Annotated in this window: 18 protein-coding genes and 2 pseudogenes; 10 read left to right on the top strand and 10 right to left on the bottom strand. The window is 73.0% G+C overall.

Annotated elements, in window-relative coordinates:
* Positions 1-21 precede the first annotated feature (21 nt).
* Positions 22-549: a hypothetical protein gene (locus SCAB_RS29830; protein ID WP_013003821.1), complete on the bottom strand. Its 528-nt coding sequence runs from the start codon at positions 547-549 to the stop codon at positions 22-24.
* Positions 550-865: 316 nt separating this feature from the next.
* Between SCAB_RS29830 and SCAB_RS29825 the strand changes: the two genes are divergently transcribed.
* Positions 866-2,983: a molybdopterin oxidoreductase family protein gene (locus SCAB_RS29825; RefSeq protein ID WP_013003820.1), complete on the top strand. Its 2,118-nt coding sequence runs from the start codon at positions 866-868 to the stop codon at positions 2,981-2,983.
* Positions 2,984-3,023: 40 nt separating this feature from the next.
* Here SCAB_RS29825 and SCAB_RS29820 read toward each other — a convergent pair whose 3' ends face one another.
* The 4 genes from SCAB_RS29820 to SCAB_RS29805 all read right to left on the bottom strand — a co-directional run bounded on the left by SCAB_RS29820 (position 3,024) and on the right by SCAB_RS29805 (position 5,948).
* Positions 3,024-3,464, bottom strand: coding sequence for a gamma-glutamylcyclotransferase family protein (locus SCAB_RS29820; protein ID WP_013003819.1), 441 nt, complete (start codon positions 3,462-3,464; stop codon positions 3,024-3,026).
* A 51-nt stretch (positions 3,465-3,515) separates the two neighbouring features.
* Positions 3,516-4,385 carry a TIGR03943 family putative permease subunit gene (locus SCAB_RS29815; RefSeq protein WP_013003818.1) on the bottom strand — a complete coding sequence of 290 codons (870 nt, stop codon included), beginning with the start codon at positions 4,383-4,385 and terminating at the stop codon, positions 3,516-3,518.
* Positions 4,382-5,446, bottom strand: a complete 1,065-nt coding sequence (locus tag SCAB_RS29810; protein ID WP_374194919.1) for a permease — start codon at positions 5,444-5,446, stop codon at positions 4,382-4,384. The genes SCAB_RS29815 and SCAB_RS29810 overlap by 4 nt, the downstream gene beginning before the upstream one ends.
* A 61-nt stretch (positions 5,447-5,507) precedes the next feature.
* Positions 5,508-5,948 (bottom strand): SsgA family sporulation/cell division regulator, encoded by a 441-nt coding sequence (locus SCAB_RS29805; protein ID WP_078580205.1) that lies wholly within the window; start codon positions 5,946-5,948, stop codon positions 5,508-5,510.
* Between the two features lie 373 nt (positions 5,949-6,321).
* Here SCAB_RS29805 and SCAB_RS49100 point away from each other — a divergent pair, with 373 nt between their 5' ends.
* Complete coding sequence (locus tag SCAB_RS49100) at positions 6,322-7,935, top strand: sigma-70 family RNA polymerase sigma factor (RefSeq protein WP_013003815.1); 1,614 nt, start codon at positions 6,322-6,324, stop codon at positions 7,933-7,935.
* Between the two features lie 404 nt (positions 7,936-8,339).
* Here SCAB_RS49100 and SCAB_RS29795 read toward each other — a convergent pair whose 3' ends face one another.
* The gene (locus SCAB_RS29795) at positions 8,340-8,978 is read right to left on the bottom strand and encodes an NADPH-dependent FMN reductase (protein ID WP_037726455.1); all 639 of its coding nucleotides are present in this window, start codon (positions 8,976-8,978) and stop codon (positions 8,340-8,342) included.
* A 278-nt stretch (positions 8,979-9,256) separates the two neighbouring features.
* Between SCAB_RS29795 and SCAB_RS29790 the strand changes: the two genes are divergently transcribed.
* Positions 9,257-9,796, top strand: coding sequence for a hypothetical protein (locus tag SCAB_RS29790; RefSeq protein ID WP_013003813.1), 540 nt, complete (start codon positions 9,257-9,259; stop codon positions 9,794-9,796).
* Between the two features lie 153 nt (positions 9,797-9,949).
* Positions 9,950-10,609, top strand: coding sequence for a class F sortase (locus tag SCAB_RS29785; RefSeq protein ID WP_013003812.1), 660 nt, complete (start codon positions 9,950-9,952; stop codon positions 10,607-10,609).
* A 55-nt stretch (positions 10,610-10,664) separates the two neighbouring features.
* Here the strand turns inward: SCAB_RS29785 and SCAB_RS29780 are convergent, their stop codons facing one another.
* On the bottom strand, positions 10,665-11,453 hold the full coding sequence (locus SCAB_RS29780; RefSeq protein ID WP_037726453.1) for a sulfite exporter TauE/SafE family protein: 789 nt from the start codon (positions 11,451-11,453) through the stop codon (positions 10,665-10,667).
* Between the two features lie 396 nt (positions 11,454-11,849).
* On the opposite strand from SCAB_RS29780, the gene SCAB_RS29775 reads away from it, so the two are divergent.
* From SCAB_RS29775 to nirD, 3 genes are read left to right on the top strand one after another with little or no spacing between them, the layout of a single operon-like run.
* Positions 11,850-13,082, top strand: coding sequence for an NAD(P)/FAD-dependent oxidoreductase (locus SCAB_RS29775; RefSeq protein WP_013003810.1), 1,233 nt, complete (start codon positions 11,850-11,852; stop codon positions 13,080-13,082).
* Positions 13,083-15,686, top strand: a complete 2,604-nt coding sequence (nirB, locus tag SCAB_RS29770) for a nitrite reductase large subunit NirB (RefSeq protein ID WP_013003809.1) — start codon at positions 13,083-13,085, stop codon at positions 15,684-15,686.
* Complete coding sequence (gene nirD / locus SCAB_RS29765) at positions 15,683-16,033, top strand: nitrite reductase small subunit NirD (protein ID WP_013003808.1); 351 nt, start codon at positions 15,683-15,685, stop codon at positions 16,031-16,033. The genes nirB and nirD overlap by 4 nt, the downstream gene beginning before the upstream one ends.
* A gap of 18 nt (positions 16,034-16,051) precedes the next feature.
* Here nirD and SCAB_RS29760 read toward each other — a convergent pair whose 3' ends face one another.
* The 3 genes from SCAB_RS29760 to SCAB_RS29750 form a co-directional block, all read right to left on the bottom strand.
* Positions 16,052-16,984, bottom strand: coding sequence for an oxidoreductase (locus tag SCAB_RS29760; protein WP_013003807.1), 933 nt, complete (start codon positions 16,982-16,984; stop codon positions 16,052-16,054).
* A 290-nt stretch (positions 16,985-17,274) separates the two neighbouring features.
* On the bottom strand, positions 17,275-19,104 hold the full coding sequence (locus tag SCAB_RS29755; RefSeq protein ID WP_013003806.1) for a SulP family inorganic anion transporter: 1,830 nt from the start codon (positions 19,102-19,104) through the stop codon (positions 17,275-17,277).
* A complete protein-coding gene (locus tag SCAB_RS29750) occupies positions 19,101-19,742 on the bottom strand; it encodes a carbonic anhydrase (protein ID WP_013003805.1) in 642 nt (213 codons plus the stop codon). The genes SCAB_RS29755 and SCAB_RS29750 overlap by 4 nt, the downstream gene beginning before the upstream one ends.
* A gap of 274 nt (positions 19,743-20,016) precedes the next feature.
* Between SCAB_RS29750 and SCAB_RS48705 the strand changes: the two are divergent.
* The 3 genes and pseudogenes from SCAB_RS48705 to SCAB_RS29740 all read left to right on the top strand — a co-directional run.
* Positions 20,017-20,289 (top strand): annotated as a pseudogene (locus SCAB_RS48705) (response regulator); the annotation flags it as partial.
* 720 nt (positions 20,290-21,009) lie between these two features.
* Positions 21,010-21,411, top strand: a pseudogene (locus SCAB_RS48700) (winged helix-turn-helix domain-containing protein); the annotation flags it as partial.
* Entirely contained in the window at positions 21,408-23,054 is a 1,647-nt protein-coding gene (locus SCAB_RS29740; protein WP_013003803.1) for a sensor histidine kinase, read from the top strand. The pseudogene SCAB_RS48700 and the gene SCAB_RS29740, both read left to right, overlap by 4 nt.
* Positions 23,055-23,061: the final 7 nt, after the last annotated feature.

Raw genomic sequence — 23,061 nt, 5'->3', positions numbered from 1 at the left:
GCCGGGCCGGCGCGCGGTCCGTCAGTGCTGGACGGTGCCCCAGGTGCCCTGGTCCACGGCGCAGCCCCACTTCTTGCCGTCCGTGGTCTTGCCGTGGACGGCGAACTTCACCTCGTAGAGGTCGGTGCGCAGCATGCGGGTGCTGACCTTGAAGGCGGCGCTCTTGCCGGGCTTCAGGGTCTTGGCGGCGACCTTGACGATCTGGTTGGTCTTCTGGGTGATCTTGGCGCCCGTGGTCGTGACCGTCGCCCTGCCGAAGCGCAGGCTCTTGGTGTTGGTCACCTTGAGGCTGACGTCCTTGAAGGTCACCTTCTTGCTGGAGTTCTTGAGACCGAACCGGAGACCGCCGTTGGTCACCCAGTTGTTGTTGTCCACATAGAACTTCTTCAGGTAGGTGATCTTGATCGGGCAGCTCGCGGCGACCTGCGTCCCGACGCTGGGCCGCGAGTCGGTGGACGCGGCGGACGCGGCACCGGCGAGGCCCAGCTGAGCGGCGGTGAGAGCGCCGGCGGCCCCCAGGACGGCGACGGTGGTACGCATACGGTTCACGGTGGTTCCTCTTCCCCCTACGGCCCTCGCTCGGGCCCTGTGACAGGACGTACGCCACCCGGGGTGACACGGCACGACCCCCGTCGTCTGTGGCGCCTGTAGTTCTTAGCACGCACGGGCCGAACACGTGGACGGTAAGTGCTTGTACCGCCGCCTACGGTGACAGAACCGGGACATCGGCGCGCCGTCCGTTCACCCCTGCGGGGCCCCGGAACCCGGCCCTCACGCCCGGCCCGCGGGCGCCGGGAGGTTGCCGTGCCGGTCGCGTAACGGGGAGCGCCCCGGCGCGTAACACGTCCGACGCACGCTGGGCGGTATGCCGAACTCCGCGACGCCCACCCACTGTCCGTACTGCGCCCTGCAGTGCGGAATGAACCTGACGCCCGGTGCGGACGGGACCGAAGGGGTCGTAGTGGTCACGGAGCGCGCGGACTTCCCGGTGAACCGGGGAGCACTGTGCGGCAAGGGCCGTACGGCCCCGGCGGTGCTCTCGTCCCGGGTCAGGCTGACCGGTCCCTTGGTCAGGCGGGCGGGCGTCCTGGAACCCGCCTCCTGGGACGAGGCACTCGACCGGATCGCCGAGGAGCTCACCCGCACGCGTACGGAGCATGGCCCGGACGCGTGCGGTGTGTTCGGCGGCGGCGGACTGACCAACGAGAAGGCGTACGCGCTCGGCAAGTTCGCGCGGGTGGTGCTCGGCACCTCGCAGATCGACTACAACGGCCGTTTCTGCATGTCCTCGGCGGCGGCCGCCGGGATGAAGGCGTTCGGGCTCGACCGCGGGCTGCCGTTCCCGCTGGAGGACATCCCGAAAACGGGGTGCGTCGTCCTCGTGGGCTCCAACCTCGCGGAGACCATGCCGCCGGCGCTGCGCTATCTCACCGAGCTGAAGGAGAACGGGGGCACGCTGATCGTCATCGATCCGCGCCGCACCCGTACGGCCGAGCAGGCCGACCTGCACCTGTCCCCGCGCCCCGGCACCGATCTGGCCCTGGCCCTCGGCCTGCTGCACCTGATCGTGGCCGAGGGGCGCACGGACGAGGAGTACATCCGCGAGCGGACCGCTGGCTGGGAGGAGGCCCGGGCGGCCGCCATGGCGCACTGGCCGGAGTACGTGGAACGGATCACGGGGGTGTCCGTTCCCGAACTCCGCGAGGCGGTACGGCTGTTCTGCGAGCCGGAACACGCGATGGTGCTCACCGCGCGCGGCCCCGAGCAGCAGTCCAAGGGGACGGACACCGTCGGAGCGTGGATCAACCTCACACTGGCGACGGGCCGGGCCGGCCGGCCGCTGTCCGGGTACGGCTGTCTCACCGGGCAGGGCAACGGGCAGGGCGGACGCGAGCACGGCCAGAAGGCCGACCAGCTGCCCGGTTACCGCAAGCTGGCCGACCCCGAGGCCCGGCGGCACGTCGCCGAGGTGTGGGGCGTGGATCCCGACAGCCTGCCCGGACCGGGCCGCAGCGCCTACGAACTGCTGGACGCGCTCGGCGGTGACATCAAGTCCCTGCTGCTGATGGGCTCCAACCCGGTGGTGTCGGCGCCCCGCGCCGCGCACATCGAGGACCGGATCAGGTCGCTGGACTTCCTGGCCGTGTGCGACGTGGTGCTGTCCGAGACGGCGGCGCTCGCGGACGTCGTGCTGCCGGTGACGCAGTGGGCGGAGGAGACCGGCACGACGACGAACCTGGAGGGCCGGGTGCTGCTGCGGCGGCGGGCGATCAGCCCGCCCGACGGGGTCCGCAGCGACCTGGAGGTCATGCGCGAACTGGCCGACCGGCTGGGCGTGGAGAAGGGCTTCCCGACCGATCCCGAGGAGGTCTTCGAGGAGCTGCGCCGGGCGAGCGCGGGCGGCGCCGCCGACTACTCGGGGATCACCTACCGGAGGCTGGCGGAGGAGAACGGGGTGTTCTGGCCCTGCCCCGCGCCGACGGCCGAGGCGGGGGCCGCGTCCTCCGCCGAGGCGCACCCCGGCACCCCGCGCCTCTTCCTCGACCGGTTCGCCACGGAGGACGGCCGGGCCCGTTTCGTGCCCGTCTCGCACCGGGCCGCGGCCGAGGAACCGGACGCCGAGTACCCGGTGCTGCTCACCACCGGACGCGTGGTCGCCCAATACCAGTCGGGCGCCCAGACCCGGCGGGTCGAGGAGCTGAACGAGGCCGCGCCCGGCCCGTTCGTGGAACTGCACCCGCGGCTGGCCGAGCGGCTCGGCGCGGCGGAGGGCGATCCGCTGGCCGTGGTCTCCCGCCGGGGCCGGGCCGTGGCCCCGGCGCGCATCACGACCGCCATCCGCCCCGACACGGTCTTCATGCCGTTCCACTGGCCCGGCGAGGGCCGCGCCAACACCCTCACCAACCCCGCCCTCGACCCCACCTCCCGCATGCCGGAGTTCAAGACCTGCGCCGTGCGGGTGGAGACCTTGGGCGAGCGGTAGCAGCCGCCGGGCGCGCCCGGCGCCCCGGGCCGCCGGGTCCCTACGCGGACGGCGGCAGGCGGCGGGCCAGCCAGTCGCCGTCCTCTATCCGCGTGCCCCGGGCACGCAGTCCGGCGGCGACGGCCGGGGCGGCGACGTACACCCAGGCCCGTACGGCCGTGCCGTCGTCGAGGGTCGCCGTGCGCTCCACCCGTTCGTACAGGTTCGCGGGGTCGCCCGGGGCGTACTCCTCCAGCTCGTCCAGCAGACGCAGGAGTTCGGCGTACGCCTCCGGCCGGGCGGTGACGAGGTCACCGGCCACCGCGCCCCCTCCCCCGTGGTCCTCGCCGGTCTCCTCGACCGCGTAGGGGTATCCGGGGCCGTCGTACAGGGTCAGGCCGGGCATCCGGGCCGGCCGCTCGGTGCGGGTGCGGCCGCGCAGGAAGAGGTCGTGGTTGACCTCGCCGGGGCGGAGGGTGCCGTAGACGAAGAAGGGGAGCACGGTGTCTCGTCTCCAGGGGTGCGGAGGCGCCGGACGGAGGGGCGTGGGCGGTCAGGATGCCGGGGCGGGGAGGCCGTCCGTGTAGTCGTTGTACGGGCGCGGGACCTTCTTGATGCCGTGGGCGTCGAGGGCCGCCGCGGCGGAGCCGGTGCCGAGGGTGCCGGCCCGGTGCCAGGTGCCGGTGAGGGTGACCCAGGTGTCGGCGGGCGGCGCCGGGGTGTCGTGGACGCGCACCTTCACGAACTGGGCGTCGGCGGCGCAGCAGCTGAAGATGACCCGGGTGAGGTACCAGCCGCCGTCCCCCTTCCCGCCGGCCGTCTCCTTGTCCGGGCTGACGAAGCCGGTCAGCTGCACGGTACGGCCGTCGATGGCCCGGGCACGGTCCTGCTGCACCCGGCGGGTGAAGTCGGTGAGGGTCATCGGGAGCGGGGACGTCTTGGGCAGGGGGTCGAAGTCGCCCTCCCCGGTGACCGTCACCGCTTTGGGGGGCTCACGCGAGGCGGTGTACGCGCCGATGGCGGGCGGGGCGTAGAGGAGCAGGCTCAGGGCCGGGAGGAACAGGAGCCAGGCGACCCGGGGCGGGGCGGAGTGATCGTGGCCGTGGTCGTTGTCGTGGCCGTGGTCGTGGCTGCGGTCGTGGCCTTGCTCGTCGTTCTCGCCACGGAGGTCGTGGTCCTCGCCTCCGAGGTCTTGCGCGTGCGTGCGCTCGTGGTCGTGGTGCTCCCGGTCGCCGGTGCCGCGCCGCCTCCACAGCGACCATGCCTCGGCCGCGGCCAGCACGAGCAGCAGCGCGCCCGAGGCCACGAGGAGGGGGTACATGCCCTTCTTGACGTATCTGAGGTAGTGGTCGGTCAGGAGGGTGGCGTGCAGGAGGCCGAGGCCGCTGAGAAGGAGAAGGAGCGCCTGCAGGGGTCGTTTCACAGCAGGACGGCTCCGATCAGGGCGCTGCACAGGATCGCGACGACGACCGTCGCGGTGGAGAAGCGGACCGCGAAGGCCCGGCCGAAGGTGCCCGTCTGCAGGGCGATCAGCTTCAGGTCGACCATGGGTCCGACCACCATGAACGTCAACCGCGCGGTGGGTGAGAAGCCGGTGAGGGACGCGGCGACGAAGGCGTCGGCCTCGGAGCACACCGACAGGAGGATCGCGAGCGCGGCGAGGAACAGCACCGACAGCCAGGGCGAGTCGGCGAAGGTGTCGAGCACGGTCCGCGGGACGAGGACGTTGAAGGTCGCCGCGGCCATCGCACCGACGACGAGGAAGCCGCCCGCGTGCAGGAAGTCGTGCTGGAAGCCGGTGCGGAACTCGTTCCAGCGGCTCTGTCCGGGCCGGTGCCCGGTGTGCCGGGCGACCGGCTTGAGCCACTCCGCGCGCCCCAGCCAGAGCCACAGCCAGCCCATCCCGGCGGCCGTGACGAGGGAGGCGAGCAGCCGGGCCAGCACCATCGCGGGGCTGCCGGGGAAGGCGATGGCCGTGGCGGTCAGGACGATCGGGTTGACGGCGGGGGCGGAGAGGAGGAACGCGAAGGCCGCGGCCGGGTCGACCCCCCGGCGGATCAGGCTCTGCGCGACCGGCACCGAGGCGCACTCGCAGCCGGGCAGGATCACCCCGGCGGCACCGGCGACCGGGACCGCGAGTGCGGGCCTGCGGGGCAGCACCCGGGTGAACACCCGCGTCGGCACGAAGGCGTTGATGGCACCCGACAGGGCCGTCCCCAGCAGCAGGAACGGCAGGGCCTGCACGGCGATGGAGAGGCAGACGGTCCGCCACGCCTGTACGGCCGGGTCCTCCGCCCACCTCACCGCGGCGAACAGCGCGAGCCCGGGGACGACGGCCGCGCCGAGGAGCAGCAGGGGCCAGTGACGGGGCCAGGTCTGGTCGGCGGGGGCGTCGGCGGTCCCGTCGGGTGTCGCCTTGTCGGCAGCCGGCTGTTCCGGCTCGGCCGTCACCGCCTCTTCGGCCGGTTCGTCTGTCTTCTGCATGCCCACTCCGCACATCCGGACGCTCGGGTCGAACATAGCGGGCCCCTCCGAGCCGCCCGTCTCAGACCCCGTCCAGCAGGGACGCGAGGCCGTCGTCGAACGCCGGACCCAGGCCCTCGCCGCCGAGGGGGACGACGGCGTACGAGCGGCGCAGGAAGCGGCGGAGGGTGGGAGTGTCGAAGCGGATCATGGCCATGCCGTGCGGTGAGCGGAGTTCCACGACGGTGTGGGCCGGGCCGCAGGGCCACAGGTGCACGTCTCCGATACCGGCGGACGCGGTCAGTCCCTCCGCGAGGAGGGCGCGGGCGAAGGCCCACGTCACGCTCACGTCACCGGCGGAGACCCCGGCCGGGAAGTCGATGTGGACGGCGAGGGGGTCGTCCGGCGTGTAGCGCAGGGTGGTGCGGACCGGGACCTCCTCGTAGGCGGGCGTGATGAGGCAGGCGCGGGCGCGCTGCTCCAGGGCGGGGGGTGTCGGCATGGTGGGCTGGGCGGGGTGCATGGGCGGTCTCCAGTTCAAGCACGTCTGTGCTTCGGGGCCCTTCGGGTGGTGCGAGGCCCTTCGGGTGGTGCAGGTGTTGCAGGTGTCTCGGGTATTGCAGGCGCTTCGGGTGTTTCAGGTGCTTCGGGCACTTCGACTTCTTCGCGGGGTTCGGGCGCTTCGGATGCCCGGAGAGCGCGGGTTCGTATGTTCGTCAGTTGGTCCTTCGGGTGACGCGCGGGTCCGGATCGCGCCAAGACCCCCTGTATTACGCCGCCTTCGAAGTAACCCGCTGTGATGCGCGTCACTTTGTGTGATTACTTGAGATTTTTGTCATCGCTACATACAAAATCAGCCACACCCCATCAGCAGGTGACTGGAGAGCGTTCCTGCCATGACCGACGGCCCGACCTCGTCCGCGACCGCCGCGACCGCCGCGTACACCCGGATCTTCGAGGAGCAGCACCCGCGCCTCGTCGCCTACGCGCGCTCCCTCACCAGGAACTCCTGGACCGCCGAGGACCTCGTCGCGGAGGCGCACTTCCGCGTGTGGCGACGGCTGTCGGCGGGGCACGAGATCGACAACGTCCCGGCGTACCTGACGACGACGGTGCGGCACCTCGCGACGGCCGAGGGCACCGCCGCCGCACGGGAGACACCGCTGGACCCGACGGCTCCCGAACGGGTCGAGGCCGGCGTACGCGGGGCCGGCGCCGCCGACCCCGCCGAACAGGTCTCCTCCGTCGATCTGCTGGTGCGCGTACTGGGCCAGCTGCCCGAGCGGTGGGTACGGGCGCTGTGGCTGGCCGAGGCGGAGGGGCAGCCGCTGGAGACGGTCGGCCGGCGCATCGGCGCCAAGCAGGGCGCGACGGCGGTGCTGTTGCACCGGGCGCGCGAGGGGATGCGCCAGGCCTTCCTGCGCGAGCAGCCCGGGGCGCCGGCCGATCCGGCGTGCCAGGTGCGGTGGGGGCGCATGCCGGCGTACGTGCGCGGTACGGCGACGCCGCGGCAGTCCGAGCAGCTGCTCGGCCATGTGGACGCGTGCGACGACTGCCGGGGACGGCTCGCGGTGCTGATGCGCACCAATGACCGGCTGCCCGCGCTCGCCGGTCCGGCGCTCCTGGTGTTCGTGGCGGGCGGGGGCGGCGGGAAGCTGCTGCTCTCCCTCACGGCGGGCTCCGCGGGTACCGCCGCGCTGGGCGGGGCGGGGGCGCAGGTGAGTCAACTGCTGCATGGGGTGCGGCAGGTCGTGACGGGTGGGGCGGGTGGGGCGGGTGGGGTGAAGGTCCCCGCGGTCGCCGCCGTGGGGGTGGCCACCGCGGCCGCCGTCGTCGTGGCCGGGGTCGTCCTCGCGCCGCTCGACTCGGACGCGGTGCCGGCCCGGCGGGCGCCGGTCGCGCAGGCTCCGGCGCCGCATCGGCCCGAGGGGCACTCGCCGGAGGTCGTCGAGCGCCGGGGTGGGATGGCGGGGGCGGTGAGCTCGCGTCAGGTGGTGGCGTGGGGGGTGGACGGTGGGGGGTCGTCCTCTACGGGGTTCGGTGACGGCGGGGGTGGGGTCGGCGTCGCGGGTGGGGGTGACGGGGGGCCGCGGGGTGAGCGGGTGCCGCCCGGGGAGCGGGTGCCGCCCGGAAAGCAGGGGCCTCCGGTGGTGGAGGCTCCGCCGGTGGTGGAGGCTCCGCCGGTGAAGGAAGCGCCGCCCCCGAAGGAGGCGCCGCCTGTTCCGGAGGCACCGCCGGTGAAGGAGGCTCCTCCCGCGCAGGAGGAGCCGCCTGCTCCGGAGGCACCCCCGGCGGAGGAAGCGCCTCCCCCGCAGGAGGCGCCGCCTGCTGCAGAGGCACCGCCGGCGGAGACGGCACCCCCTGAGGAGCAAGCACCGCCGGTGCAGGAGGAGCCGCCTGCCCAGGAGACGCCACCGGTGGAGGAAGTGCCTCCCGTCGAGACGGCGCCACCCGTGGAGGAAGCGCCTCCCGTGCTGGAAGCGCCTGAGGGGCCTGGGGGCGGTTGCTGAGACCGGGGCCGGGGGCGGTGTCGGGTTGGTGGGGGTGCGCCCCTCGGATTCTCGCCCCCGCCGCCCCTACCCGTCCCTTCCCCAGGGGCTGCGCCCCTTCGACCCCCATGCGCGGGTCCGGTGGGGCTTCTCGCGCAGTTCCCCGCGCCCTTGAAAAGCAGGGGCTACCGCGCCCATCCACCCCCACCCACCGGCCCGGCGGAACACCTCGCACAGTCCCCCGCAGCCCTGAAAAGCAGGGGCCATGCCCCCCTTCTACCCCCATGCGCGGGTCCGGTGGGGCTTCTCGCGCAGTTCCCCGCGCCCCTGAAAAGCAGGGGCTACCGCCCCCATCCACCCCCACCCACCGGCCCGGCGGAACTCTTCGGACAGTCCGCCGCGGCCTGGAGAGCGGTGGCCCCGCCTCACCCCCCGTACGGGCGGCGTTCCTTCGCCTCGCGCAGGGCTTGGGCCCACCAGGCGAGTTGGTCCAGCATCACCCGGGCCGCGGCATCCGGTGCGGACGGGTCCTTGAGGTGGCCGGTCTCGTCGAAGGCGGCGTGCGCCTGGTGGAAGGAGACCGTGTCGCGGACGGTGACGGCGTGGAGTTCGGCGAAGACCTGCCGGAGGTGTTCGGCCGCTCGGAGACCCCCTGACATGCCGCCGTAGGAGACGAGCGCGACCGGCTTGGCGCGCCATTCGTGGAAGTGCCAGTCGATGAGGTTCTTGAGGCCCGCCGGATAGGAGTGGTTGTACTCGGGCGTCAGCACGATGAACGCCTCCGCCTCCGCCAGCTTCGGGGTGATCCCGGCCAGCCGTGCCGTGCTCTCGGGGGTCGTCGCGAACGTCGTCGGGAGGAGGTCGGCTTCGGCGACGTCCACCACCTCGACCTCGAAGCCGTCGTGCCGGCGCACCCTGTCCAGCAACCACTCGGCGATCACCGGGCCGAAACGGCCGGTGCGGTTGCTGCCGATGAGCAGCGTCACCCGGACCGGGGTGGCGGAGGAGGAGCCGGGGGTCGGGTCGGTCGTCTCGCGTGTGCGCGTGTCCGTCGTGGTCTGCATGGGAAAGACCCTCGTACCTCGACTTCGCTTGAGGTCAAGCCCGCGCCCTTCCCCCCGGCCGGTCACCCGTTCACACTCCCGGCCGCCCCTCATCGCCTTCTTCTCCACCGCACCCCCACCCCACCCCGGTGACCTGCCCGAACGCCTCTGAACCCACCCTCCTCACCCACTCCCCTGACACCCATTCACCTCATTTCTGACGATCCATCAGCAAGCGCGCGCGGCACTGTGCCGCTTACCTCGGAGAGGAACGGAGGACTCTCGGAGGAGCCAGCACGATGCGACGTACCGCCCGGCCGCTGACCGCAACCGCGCTCGCCGTCGCCCTCGCGGCGCTGGCCGCAGCACCCGCGTACGGCGGCCCGTACGACGGTGGAGGCGGTCGGCTCGACGTCTCGCCGGCCGGTGTCGTCCCCGGCGACGAGGTCACCGTCCGCACGACGGCCTGCGGGCCGGACGGTACGGCGACGGGGGACGCCGGAGCGGTCGGCGCCGGGTCCTTCTCGCTGGCGTCCGGCGCCGGGCAGCAGCGGCTCGGCGGGCGGTTCGAGGTACCGCCGAGCGCGCAGCCGGGGACGTACGAGATCGTCGCGACCTGCGCCGACGACGGGCGCCGGGTCACCGGCGACCTGGTGGTCACGCTCACCGGTACGCGTACCGCGCCGCCGGCGTATCCGCGGGGAAGTGTGAAGACGGGGGTCGGTGGCGCACTCGGTCCCGACCCCGTGCAGACCGCGGCGGGCGTGGCGGCTCTGGCCGTCGCCGCCGCGGGCGGTACCTGGCTCCTGCATCGCCGGGCGAGAGGCGACGGGATCTGACGGACACCCTCCGCCGTCCGTCGGCCGGTACCGCCGTCCCCCTCCCCTCCGGGTCCGATGCCCCTCGGCCCGGAGGGGAGGAACAAGGGACCGTCCCACAGGGGAGGAACAGGGGCCCGTTCCGAACGTCCGTACGGCCGTGAGGAGATCCTCGTGCGACGGCTCCCCGACTCCGCCATAGCCGGGGTCACCCTGGTGGCCCTCTTCTGCGGCGCGTGGCTGCTGCACAGCGGCACGGCCTCGCACGCGCCTCCCCAGCCGTCGGCCGCGCAGGCCCATCTCCGGTCCGGGACGCCCGGTGTCCCGCCGGAGCCGGGCGGCGCGTCCGGAACCCCGGCGGCCCTCCCGCTGCCGCCCTCCCCGCCCGACCGCATCCGCATCCCCTCCCTCCGCGTGGACGCGCCGCTGACGGGTCTCGGTCTCACCGCCGCCGGCAGCCTGGACGTGCCGCCGGCCGCGAAGCCGAACCTCGCGGGCTGGTACGAGGCCGGGACCAGCCCGGGGGAACGGGGGACCTCGATCGTCGCCGGGCACGTGGACAACGCCGACGGGCCCGCCGTCTTCTTCCGCCTCGGCGCGCTGAAGCGGGGCGCCGTCGTCGAGGTGGACCGGCGGGACGGCGGGACGGCCGTGTTCACCGTGGACGCGGTGGAGGTGTACGACGCGCGGGACTTCCCCGACGCGAAGGTGTACGGGGCGGCGACGAGGCCCGAGTTGCGGGTCATCACCTGCGGCGGGGGGTACTCGCGGGCGACCGGCTACCGGGGGAACGTGGTCGTCTTCGCCCATCTCACGGGCAGTCGCCCGAGCTGATCACCGGGGGCCGCCGCCCCGACACCGGGGGCCGCCGCCACGCTCCTCGCGCCCTTCACGCCACCCACTGTTCGTACCCCATCTTGGCCACCAGCGTGAAGACCACCGTCAGCAGGACGATCCGGACGAAGCCGCTGCCCTTCTTGAGGGCGGTGCGGGCGCCGACGGTGCCGCCGACGAGGTTGAAGACCGCCATCAGGGCCGCCAGCTGCCAGTACACCGTGCCCTTCCAGGCGAACATGGCGAGGGCGCCCGCGTTGGTGCAGCAGTTGACGATCTTCGCGGTTGCGGAGGCGGTGACCAGGTCGAGGTGGAGCAGGGCGGTCAGGGCGAGGACCAGGAACGTACCGGTGCCGGGGCCGATGAGACCGTCGTAGAAGCCGATGCCGACGCCCGCGAGGCCGACCGCCGCGAGGACGCGCCGAGCGGAGACGGGGCCCGTGGCGGGGGCCGTGGTGCCGAAGGAGGGGCGCAGGATCACGAACGCGCCGACGGCGAGCAGGACGGCCATGACCACCGGCTTCAGGATCTCGGTGCTCAGTCCGGCGGCCACGAGGGCGCCGGCCGTCGAGCCCGCCAGCGCGGCCAGGCCGATCCGTACGGCGATCCGCACGTCGACGGGTGTGCGGCGGGCGTAGGTGACGGCCGCGCCCGTGGTGCCGACGATGGCGACCGCCTTGTTGGTGCCGAGCGCGTACTGTGCGGCCGAGGTGCCGTTCGGCAGGCCCAGGAGGAGGGCGGGGAGGAGCAGGAGCCCTCCGCCGCCGACCACGGCGTCGATCCAGCCGGCGGCGAGGGCGGCGAGGCAGAGGACAACGACCATGGTCAGCGATATGTCGGGCACGCACGCGACCCTATGCGGTGCGATAGGTGTGCCGTCCATCGACCTGAGGATCATCTGAGGTTCGCCGCCCCTGACCTCCGCCCGGCCCTCGTCCGGACACGCCCGGCCCCCGCCCGGACCCGCCGCGCAGGTTTCGCCGTGGTGCCCGCCCGGCGTGACCTACGGCACCGGACTCCGCCGCGCCCTCGTCTCCCCGCGCCCCGCCCGGCTCTCCCGTATACGCCCGCACGGTCCTCGTATCGGCAGGTCAGCAGCGTGATCACGGGTGTCCTCACACCTCGTCCCGCCCTTCCGGAAACCCCTCACACCCCGTTCGGGGGCACGGGGAGGGCAGCGTTCCTCGTGGGAAACAGACGCGATGCGGTCGGGTAACACCGGCACCGCAGGCTCAAGGACATGACCTCGAACGAGCGTGTGGTGGTGATCGGCTCCGGCCTCGCGGGCGTACGTCTCGCCCGGCGGCTCGGAGAGCTGGGCATGCCCGCCACGCTGGTCGGCGAGGAGGAGCACCCACCGTACAACCGGGTGCTGCTCGCCGAGGTGCTGGCCGGGCGGTACGCCCCCGAGGTCATCGCGCTGCCCGCCCCCGCCGAGCCCACGCGGACGGTGAACGGCCGGGTGGTCCGCATCGACCGCGAGGTGCGAGCCGTACACCTCGCGGACGGTACGGAGATCCCGTACGACAGGCTGGTCCTCGCGACCGGCTCCAACCCGGTGCTGCCGCCGCTGCGCGGCCTCTGGGACCCGGAGCGGCACGAGTTCCCCGACGGGGTGCACGCCTTCCGGACCATGGACGACTGCCTGCGGCTGTCCGAGGCCGTACGGCCCGGGGCACGCGCCGTCGTCATCGGGGGCGGGCTCCTCGGGGTCTCCGCCGCCCGCGCGCTCGCCCTGCGCGGCGCCCAGGTCGTCCTCGCCCAGCAGGGCGAGCGGCTGATGGAACGTCAACTCGACCCGTCCGCCTCGAAGCTGGTCCGCCGCCACCTCACCGACCTCGGGGTGGAGGTGCACACCGAGACGCGCGTCCGTGCCGTGCGCAGCGTCGGCGGGGCCGTACGGTCGGTGTCGATGGCGGACGGCTACACGCTCGACGCGGACCTCGTCGTCATCGCCTGCGGGGTCCACCCCCGGGTGGGTCTCGCCCAGGAGGCGGGGCTCGCCGTGCACAAGGGCGTCATCGTCGACGAGGAGCTGCGCAGCTCCGACCCCCGTATCCACGCGATCGGCGACTGCGCCCAGTTCGAGGGCACGGTCTACGGCCTCGCCACCCCGGCGCTCGAACAGGCCGACGTCCTGGCCGAGTTGATCGCCGGGGTCGCGTCCCCGGCCGCCCGCTACACCGGCACCCGGGCCCTGACCCGGCTGACGCTCGCCGGAGCCGACTTCCTCGACCTCGCCGCGTTCGGCGAGCCCGAGCCGCTGCCCGGTGACGACGTCATCCAGCTCGCCGACGCCACCCGCGGCACCTACCGCAAGGTCGTCGTCCGCGACGACCGCCTGGTCGGCGGGGTCCTCGTCGGCGAACTCGGCACGGTGGGCGCGCTCGCCCGCGCCTGGGAGGGAGCGGAGCCGCTCCCCGCAGACGGCGCTCCCCTGCTCCACCTGCTCACCAACGATGGAGGCTCCTGAATGTCCGCCACCCTGGGGCCCACCCCCACGATCGTGCTCGTCGGCCACGGCATGGTCGGCCAGCGCTTCCTGGAGGCGCTCGCCGAGCGCGGCCTGACCGCCACGCACCGCGTGGTCGTGCTGTGCGAGGAGCCGCGCCCGGCGTACGACCGCGTGGCGCTCACCTCGTACTTCGCGGGCAGGACGCCCGAGGACCTGTCGATGACCGACATGGAGTTCATCGAGACGCACGGCATCGAGCTGTTCGTCGGTGACCCGGCGGAGACGGTCGACCGCGAGGCGAAGAAGGTCACCGCGCGCTCCGGGCAGGTCTTCGAGTACGACATCCTCGTCCTCGCCACCGGCTCCTTCCCCTTCGTGCCGCCGGTCCCGAACAAGGACGCCACCGGCTGCTTCGTGTACCGCACGATCGAGGACCTGCTCGCGATCGAGGAGTACGCGAAGACGGCCGAGACCGGTGCCGTGGTCGGCGGCGGTCTGCTCGGCCTGGAGGCGGCCGGCGCGCTGAAGGGTCTCGGACTCACCTCCCACATCGTGGAGTTCGCACCCCGGCTGATGCCCGTGCAGGTGGACGACGGCGGTGGCGCCGCGCTGCTGCGCACGATCGAGAACATGGGCCTGAGCGTGCACACCGGTGTCGGCACGCAGGAGATCGTGGTCGACGCCCAGGGTGCCGTCACCGGGATGAAGCTGTCCGACGGCAGCGAACTCGCCACCGACCTGGTCGTGTTCAGCGCCGGTGTCCGCCCCCGCGACCAGCTCGCCCGCGACTGCGGTCTGACGGTCGGCGAGCGCGGCGGCATCAGCGTCGACGAGCAGTGCCGGACGGTGAACGACCCGCACGTGTTCGCGATCGGCGAGTGCGCGCTGGCCGCCGACGGCCGGGTGTACGGCCTGGTCGCCCCCGGTTACGAGCAGGCCGAGACGGCCGCCGCGACGATCGCCGCCGACGAGGCCGCGTTCACCGGCGCGGACCTGTCCACCAAGCTGAAGCTGCTCGGCGTGGACGTCGCCTCCTTCGGTGACGCGCACGGCGCGAGCGCCGACTGCCTGGACGTCGTGTACTCCGACTCCCGCTCGGGTGTCTACAAGAAGCTCGTCATCGGCCGGGGCGGCGAACTGCTCGGCGGCATCCTGGTCGGCGACGCGGAGGCGTACGGCACGCTGAAGGCGTTCACCGGGTCCGTCCCGCCGGTCTCGCCCGAGTCGCTGGTGCTGCCCGCCGGCGCCGGGGAGGCCGTGCAGCTCGGCCCGACGGCGCTGCCGGACGACGCGATCATCTGCTCCTGCAACAACGTCCGCAAGGGCACGATCCGCGGCGCGGTCACCGAGCACAACTGCACCACCGTGCCCGAGGTGAAGAAGTGCACCAAGGCCGGTACGACCTGCGGCAGTTGCGTCAAGGTCCTGGGCCAGCTGGTCACCGCCGAGCTGGAGGCGTCCGGCGTCGTCGTCGACAAGGGCCTGTGCGGCTGCTTCTCGCAGACCCGCGAGGAGCTGTACGAGATCGTCCTCGCCCTGCGCATCAACACCTACCAGCAGCTGCTGGACCGTTACGGCCGCGACGAGGCCCGGGGCGGCGACGGCTGCGAGGTCTGCAAGCCCACGGTCGGTTCGATCATCGCCTCCCTCGCCCCGACGATCGGCGCCAGCGGCTATGTCCTGGAGGGCGAGCAGGCGGCGCTGCAGGACAGCAACGACCACTTCCTGGCCAACCTGCAGAAGAACGGCTCGTACTCCGTCGTCCCGCGCATCCCCGGCGGTGAGATCACGCCCGAGGGCCTGATCGTGATCGGGGAGATCGCCCGCGACTTCGGTCTCTACACGAAGATCACCGGTGGTCAGCGGATCGACATGTTCGGCGCCCGCGTCGAGCAACTGCCCGTCATCTGGACCCGGTTGGTGGACGCGGGCTTCGAGTCCGGCCACGCCTACGGCAAGTCCCTGCGCACGGTGAAGTCCTGTGTCGGGCAGACCTGGTGCCGCTACGGCGTCCAGGACTCGGTCCGCATGGCGATCGACCTGGAGCTGCGCTACCGGGGCCTGAGGTCGCCCCACAAGCTGAAGTCGGCGGTCTCCGGCTGCGCACGCGAGTGCGCCGAGGCCCAGTCGAAGGACTTCGGCATCATCGCCACCTCGGGCGGCTGGAACCTGTACGTCGGCGGAAACGGCGGCGCCACCCCCCGCCACGCCGACCTGCTGGCCCAGGACCTCGACGACGCCCAGCTGATCCGGCTGATCGACCGGTTCCTGATGTTCTACATCCGCACCGCGGACCGCCTGGAGCGGACCTCGACCTGGCTGGAGCGGATCCCCGGCGGACTGGACCACGTGCGGGACGTCGTCGTGGAGGACTCCCTCGGCATCTGCGAGGAGCTGGAGTCCCTGATGACCGACCACGTCTCGGCCTACGCCGACGAGTGGGCCTCCACCATCAACGACCCCGAGAAGCTCGCCCGGTTCGTGTCCTTCGTCAACGCCCCGGACACCCCGGACCCGGTCGTCGGCTTCGTCCCCGAGCGCGACCAGATCAAGCCCGACCTGCCGCTGCTGTCCATCGGCCTGCGGCCCGCCGATGTCCTGGAAGGAAGCGCCCAGCGATGACGATCGCCCCCGAGAAGACCGATGTGAAGGTCCAGCTGCGGCTGGCGGACGGCTGGTTCACGGTCTGCGACCTGACCCTGCTGACCCCGGGCCGCGGCGTGGCCGCCCTGCTCCCCGACGGCAGCCAGGCCGCGCTGTTCCTCGACCGCGCGGGCAGGCTGTACGCCATCGACAACCGGGACCCGTTCGGCGGTGCCGCCGTCCTCTCCCGCGGCCTCACCGGCAGCCACCAGGGCCGCCCGTTCGTGGCCTCCCCGCTCCTGAAGCAGCGCTTCGACCTGGCGAACGGGCAGTGCCTGGACGACGAGACGGTACGGATCACGGCGTACGAGGTGCGTGCGGCGTAGGCCGGACCTCCCCGCCCGTCACGCCTTCAACTCCGAGCACCTGACCCCGGTCAGGTGCTCGGAGGCGGTCCAGAGGCGTTCGCCCGCCCGGTCGTCGAGGGTCCAGGGCGCCCGGGGCGACGGACGCGGGGCGCCCCACATCCCGAAGGCCGGGCCGATGAAGGAGTCGGGGCGTACGGCGGGGGCGGTCGCCGCGTACAGCGTGGGCAGCGCGCCCCCTTCGGGGGACTGGGCGAAGAAGCGGTTGCCGACACGCATGAAGCGTTCGACGCCCTTGCGTCCCTCGGCGCTCGGCCCGGCCGTCTGGAGGTTGGTGGACGCGTACCCGGGGTGCGCTGCGGCGGCCACGACCTCCGAGCCGTTCATCGCCAGCCGCCGGGCCAGTTCGTGGGTGAAGAGCAGGTTGGCGGTCTTGGAGCGCCCGTAGGCGAGCCAACGGCGGTACTTGCGCTCGGTGTTGAGATCGTCGATGTCGATGTTGGCTCGTAGGTGCATGAAGCTGGAGACGGTCACCACGCGGGCGCCGGGCGTGGCGAGGAGGGTCGGCAGCAGCAGGCCGGTCAGCGCGAAGTGGCCGAGGTGGTTGGTGCCGAACTGCGTCTCGAAGCCGTCGGCCGTACGGCCCTCGGCGACGGCCATCACGCCCGCGTTGTTGACGAGCAGATCCAGGCGGTCGCCGGCGCGTGCGTACGCCGCCGCGAACTCCCGTACGGAACCGAGGTCCCCGAGGTCGAGCCGGATCAACTCCACGCTGCCGTCCGGGACTTCGGCGGTCATCCGCTCCAGCGCGGCGGCCCCGCGCTGCTCGCTGCGGCAGGCGAGGACGACGTGCGCACCGCGGCGGGCGAGTTCGCGGGCGGCGGCGTACCCGATGCCGCTGTTGGCACCGGTGACCACCGCGGTACGGCCGCGCTGATCGGGAATGTCGTGCACGTTCCAGCCGCTGGTCATGACGCCGCCTTCCCGGAGCGCTCCTGATCGAATTCCACCCTAGTCTCGCCGCGGGGGGTGCGGGAGGTGGGCGTGGGTTTCGGTGCGTGTTCGGGTACGGGTCCGGTGGGGGTCGCTCGCGCAGTTCCCCGCGCCCCTGAAAAGCAGGGGCTGCGCCCCCGTGCTTCTCAGACCCGCAGGACCGCCGGCTTTCAGGCCCGCAGGGCTGTTGGCTTTCAGGCCCGCGGGGGCCTGATGCTTCCAGGGGCGCGGGGAGCTGCGCGACCAGCCCCCACGCACCCGCAGCCGTCCTACGAGCCCGATGGTCCGAGGGGGCGGGTGTCCAGGTAGAACCACTCGGCGTCGGGGCCGGGCCCGGGTGGGATCCGGCCGCCGGTGCCTCCGACCGCCGCCGAACCGACCGTCGCGTAGTCCCACACCCCCGCCGGATCCTCCGGCACGTCCACACTCCGCTCTGCCGCCGCAGGCACCCCCGTGAGGTCCGGCATGAGCAGTTCCACCCGCACCCCCGCCCCCCGCTGCTGGGCCACGAACTCCTCGACCTGGCTGCGGCACGCGTGGTCGAGGTGGGTCACCCCGAGCAGGTCGAGCCGGATGCGCGGCTTGCCGGAGGCGGCCGCGGCCTCCAGCGCGTCGATCAGCTTCGGGAGCCGCAGGAACGTCGCGTTGCCCGCCATCACGACCTTCGCCGTGTCGTCCTCGATGTGCTGCCGGACGACGGTCCGCGACATGCGCAGCGCGGCCAGCACCACACCCGCCGCCAGCCCGAACAGCACCCCTTCGAGCAGCGCGGTCACCGTGATGACCAGGGTCGTCAGCGTCATCACCGCGAACTCGCCCCGGTCCTGCCGCCACATCTTCGGGAACTCGTCCGGCGCGAACAGTTTCCACCCGCTGTGCACGAGGACGCCCGCGAGCACCGAGATCGGGATGAGTGCCAGCACCTGCGGCAGGAGCAGCGCGAAGGCGAGCAGCCACAGGCCGTGCAGGGTCCGGGAGAGCCGGGTCTTCGCTCCGGCCTGGACGTTCGCCGAGCTGCGCGCGACGACGGCGGTGATGGGCAGCGCGCCGAGCAGGCCGGCGATCGTGTTGCCCGCGCCCTGCGCGACCAGCTCGGTGTTGTAGCGGGTCCGCGGACCGCTGTGCATCCGGTCCACGGCGGCGGCGGTGAACAGGCTCTCCGCCGACGCGATCACGGTGAACGTGAGGATCGCCGTGATCACCCCGGCACTGGCCAGCCCGGAGAGCTGCTCCGGCCCCGGCACGTCCACGGACGCCGCCAGGTCGCCGACCTGGAGCGTCTTCACCCCGACGCCCGGCAGGGAGGCGACCGCGATCCCGATCCCGACGGCCACGAGCGCGGCCGGCACCTTCCTGACCGGCCCCGGCACCCGCTTCCACAGGAAGCTCAGCACGATCGTGACGATGCCGAGCCCGGCGGCGAGGAGTGCCTGCGGGTCGGTGACGGTGCCGGCGATCAGCCCGGGGACGCCGGCCATGTTCTCCAGGGGGGTGCCCGGCGCCTTGGCGTCGGACATCGGGTAGAGCTGGCTGAAGATCAGCGGCAGACCGATGCCGGCGAGCATGCCCTGGACGACGGCGAGGGAGATCGCCTGGAACATCCGGCCCAGCTTCACCAGGCCCAGCACGATCTGGAGGATGCCGGAGAAGAGGACGATCACGCCGAGCATCGCGACGCCGAACTCCATGACCGTCTCCGCGACAAGCGCCGCGAGACCGGCGGCCGGCCCACTCACCTGGAGCGTGCTGCCCCGCGCCGCCCCGACCACCAGACCGCCGATCACACCGGAGATGATCCCCAGCTCGGCCGGCACACCGGAGGCCACGGCCACACCGATGCAGAGCGGCAGCGCCACGAGGAACACGACGAGGGACGCGGTGATCTCCGTACCCAGGTCGATGCGGTCACGAGGGGGCGCGGTGCGGTCGGCCGGGGGGCCGTCGGGCTTCGGCGGGACAGCATCGAACTCGTTGCCGAACTCCTTGCTGAACTCGTTGCCGTACTCCTTGCCGAACTCCCTTCCGGCGCCGAACTCCTGCCCACCGAAGGCCCTTCGGGGGCCCGCACCCGGGCGCCGTCCGTGCGCGCCGCGCCTCATGAGTCGTGCACCTGGAAGTCCCCGTGGGCGTCCAGTTCGTGGACCCTGCCGGTGTCGATCTCGTAGTACCAGCCGTGCAACCGGAGCCGTCCGGCGTCCAGTTGCCGCCGCGCGCCCGGATAGTCACGCAGGACGGCGAGCTGGTTGCGGATGTTGAGCTGGACGACCTCGCGCAGGCCGGGGCCCTCGGACGACGGGACGGCGTCCCGGCCGCCGTCGGCGCCGCGTTCACCGAGGACCGGTTCGAGCGCGGGGCGGGCGTAGTCGAGCCAGGCGTCCACGCTGGGCAGACCGGACAGGTCGGCGCCGTACGTCAGCGCGCCCATCGCGCCGCAGTGGGAATGGCCACACACCACGATGTCCTGAACGCCGAGCGCCTCCAGCGCGTACTCGATGGTGGCGGCCTCACCGGAGGCGGCCCCGTACCCGTCGTGCGGCGGCACGATGTTGCCCGCATTCCGCAGCTCGAATATCTCGCCGGGCCGCGCCCCGGTGATCAGGGCGGGAATCACCCGCGAGTCCGAGCAGGTAATGAACAACGCCTCGGGAAATTGCCCGACGGCGAGTTTCCGGTATTCGTCGCTCTCGAAGTCGACCCGTCGCCTGAACGACCGGGCGCGATCCAGCAGCGCCTTCATCCTGCCTCCCTGAAACGGTTCCGACCAGCAGGTACGACCGTAGGGTGGCGATGGCCAGAGAAAGGTTAAGCGAACACTAAAACGCCGCCAGGTTTTCCACAGATTTCGGCCACGCACCTCTTCTCCGCAGGTCGGGCCGTCGAATACGAGCAGCTTCTGAGGGTCATTTCACAATGCCTCTCATTCCCCGCACGTTCTTGTTCGGTGTCTTGTAGCGTGGCGCCCCACAACACGGGTCCCGTGTTGTCCCGACTTTCTGGAGAGACAGGCGGCCATGGGCGTACGAGTGCTGCTCATCGAGGACGACGAGACGATCGCCGAGCCGCTCGCCGACGGGCTGCGGCACTTCGGCCTGACGGTCCACCACGTGGCCACCGGCGCGGACGGGTTGAGAGGTCCGTACGGCGATGTCGTCCTGCTGGATCTCGGCCTGCCCGACATGGACGGCATCGACGTCTGCCGCGGCATCCGCCGCACCTCCGACGTCCCCCTCATCATCCTCAGCGCGCGCGGCGAGGAGGCCGACCGTGTCCTGGGCCTGGAGCTGGGCGCCGACGACTACCTGGCGAAACCGTTCAGCATCCGCGAACTGGTCGCCCGCATCCGGGCGGTGTCACGTCGTCACCGGCGGCCGGGGGGCGGCACCGCGCCCGAGGTGGTCGCGGGGGTTGTGGTGGGCGAGGCAGGGGTGGGCAAGGGGACCGGTTTCGGGGCCGAGAACGACTTCACCGCCCCGAGCGCCTTCGAGGCGGGGAACGGCCCCGGGAGCGACGACACGAGCCGCGCCGGGGACGAGGAGCCGGGTCGGGACGGCGCCGGGTACACGGGCCGTGGGGCGGCCGGTCCCGGCGACAGGAGCGCGGGCCGTCACAGGGCCGGTCCCGGTCCCGGCGTGGGGGCGCGCGGGGCGCAGTACGACTGGTCGGCCGCGGACGAGACACCGGCGCGGGAAGGAGGCCCGGCGTATGAACGCCAGGCGTACGGAAGCCGGGAGTACGACGCGTCCGCCTACGGAACCCCGCCCCACGGCACGCCCGCCGTCACGAACCCGCCGTACGGCACTCCGGCGCACGGCACTCCGGCGCACGGCAACCCCGTCTACGAACCCCCCGCCTACGCGCCCTCCGTCCACGAGCCCCCTGCCTACGCGCCCTCCGTCCCCCAGCCCCCGGCGTACGAACCTCCCGTCTACGAGCAGGCCCCGCCCGAGCCTCGGCCCCCCTCAGGGCCGGCCTTCGACGACGACGGCGCCGGCGGCGGCTCGGCTCCGCCGCCCGGCCCGCTGGTCGTGGACCGGCGGACCCGGCAGGTCTGGGTCGGCGAGGTGCCCGTCGCGCTGACGCCGAAGGAGTTCGAGCTGCTGGCCCTGCTCACCGAGGACCCCGGCGCGGTCTACTCCCGGCAGCAGATCCTCAACCGCGTCTGGGACGACCACTACCAGGGCCCGACCAAGACCCTGGACGTCCATGTCGCCACCCTGCGCCGCAAGTTGGGCGACCCGGCCTGGATCCAGACCCTGCGCGGTGTCGGCTTCCGGCTGGCCGTACGCACCCCCGGGCAGACTTCGGGTCCGGCCCGGGGCAGGCCGCCGAGTCACGAGCAGGGCACCGGCCGTGGGCGGGGCGCGGGTTCCTGGAGGCATCGCACGCCCGAGACCAGGGCGTCATGACCCGCCGCCTGCTGCTGAGCTACCTCAGCCTCGCCGCCCTGGTCCTGCTCGGGCTGGAGATCCCGCTGGGCTTCGTCTACTCACGGGCCGAACGCGAGCGGATCGTCAACGCGGCCAACGACGAGGCCGAGTCGGTGGCCGCGTACACCGCCCTCTCCCTCGCCGCCGGCCGTCAGGACGAACTCGCCGAGCGGGCCCGGCACTGCGCCGAGCGCATCGGCGGGAAGGTCGTCATCGTCGACGCGGACGGCAACCTGCTCGCGTCCTCCCACTCCCTGTCCGACGACGAGGAGAAGACCCTCCCCACCCAGCCCGAGATCTCCGCCGCGCTCCGCGGCCGCGCCACCACGGACGTCCGTACGACGACGACCGGCGGCGTCCACTACCTGGCCGTGGCGGCCCCGGTGGGCCACGCGACCCCGGAGACGGGCCCCCGCCCGGGCGACGAGCGCGCCCCCGGCGCCGGCTCGGTCACGGTCGCCGACTCGACCCCGAGCACGGCCTCGGCCACGACCGCCGACACGGCCGCCGGAGCGACCACCGTCACCGCACAGGGCGCCGTACGCGTCACCCTCCCGACGACCATGGTCCACGCCCGGGTGTTCGCGGTCTGGCTGCTGCTGGCGCTGGCCGGGCTGGCGGTGCTCACCGGGGTGGCCGCGGTGGCGTTCGCGTTCGCGCGCTGGACGGGGCGCCCCATCCGGCAGCTGGAGGAGGCCACGCACCGGCTGGCCGAGGGCGGCAGGGCCACCAGTGTGGTGGTCACCTCGGGCCCGCCGGAGGTACGCAGCCTCGCGGCGGCCTTCAACACGACCGCCGCCCGGCTCGAACACCTGCTGGCCTCCCAGCGGGCGTTCGCCGGCGAGGCCTCGCACCAGCTGAAGACCCCGCTCGCGGCGCTCCGGCTGCGGCTGGAGAACCTGGAGCCGGACATCGCCCGCCGCGCCCGGCCCAGCCTCGACGCCGCCGTCACGGAGACGGACCGGCTGGCCCGGATGGTCGAGGGACTGCTGGCGATGGCCCGTCTGGAGGAGGCCGCGGCCATCCCGGCCCAGGTCGACCTGGGCGCGATCTGCGCGGAGCGGCACCGTACGTGGGGGCCGCTGTTCGAGCGTGGCGGGGTGTCACTGGTCCTCTTCGCCGGGGTGGTCGGCCCGGTGACGGCCGTCCCCGGAGCCGTGGAGCAGATTCTCGACAACCTCCTCTCCAACGCCCTGCGCGCCTCCCCCACGCACAGCACGGTCACCATGGAGCTACGGCTCCACGTCCCCGCCCGCCGGGCACTGCGCGAGGCCCGGCCCCACTGGGTCGACCTCCATGTCACCGACGAGGGCCCAGGGATGACGCCCGAGCAGCGCGCCCGCGCGTTCGACCGCTTCTGGCGCGCCCCCGGCGCCCCCAAGGGCGGAACCGGTCTCGGTCTCTCCCTCGTCCAGCGCCTCGCGCACGCCAGCGGCGGGGAGGTGACGCTGAGGGAGGCGGCCACGGGCGGCCTGGACGCGGTGGTGCGCCTTCCGTCGGCGGAACACCCCGGTCAGGCCCCCGGCAACGGGCACGGCCAGGGCCAGGGGCACGGACACGGACACGACTTCGGAGGGCGGCAGGGGCAGCGCCGCCGGGAGGCACCACCACTGCCGGCCTGAGCGCGCC

The sequence above is a fragment of the Streptomyces scabiei 87.22 genome, from assembly GCF_000091305.1.
Classification (GTDB): Bacteria; Actinomycetota; Actinomycetes; order Streptomycetales; family Streptomycetaceae; genus Streptomyces; species Streptomyces scabiei.
The sequence above is the reverse complement of the archived record's forward strand: the minus strand, read 5'-3'. Positions and strand labels throughout refer to the sequence as shown.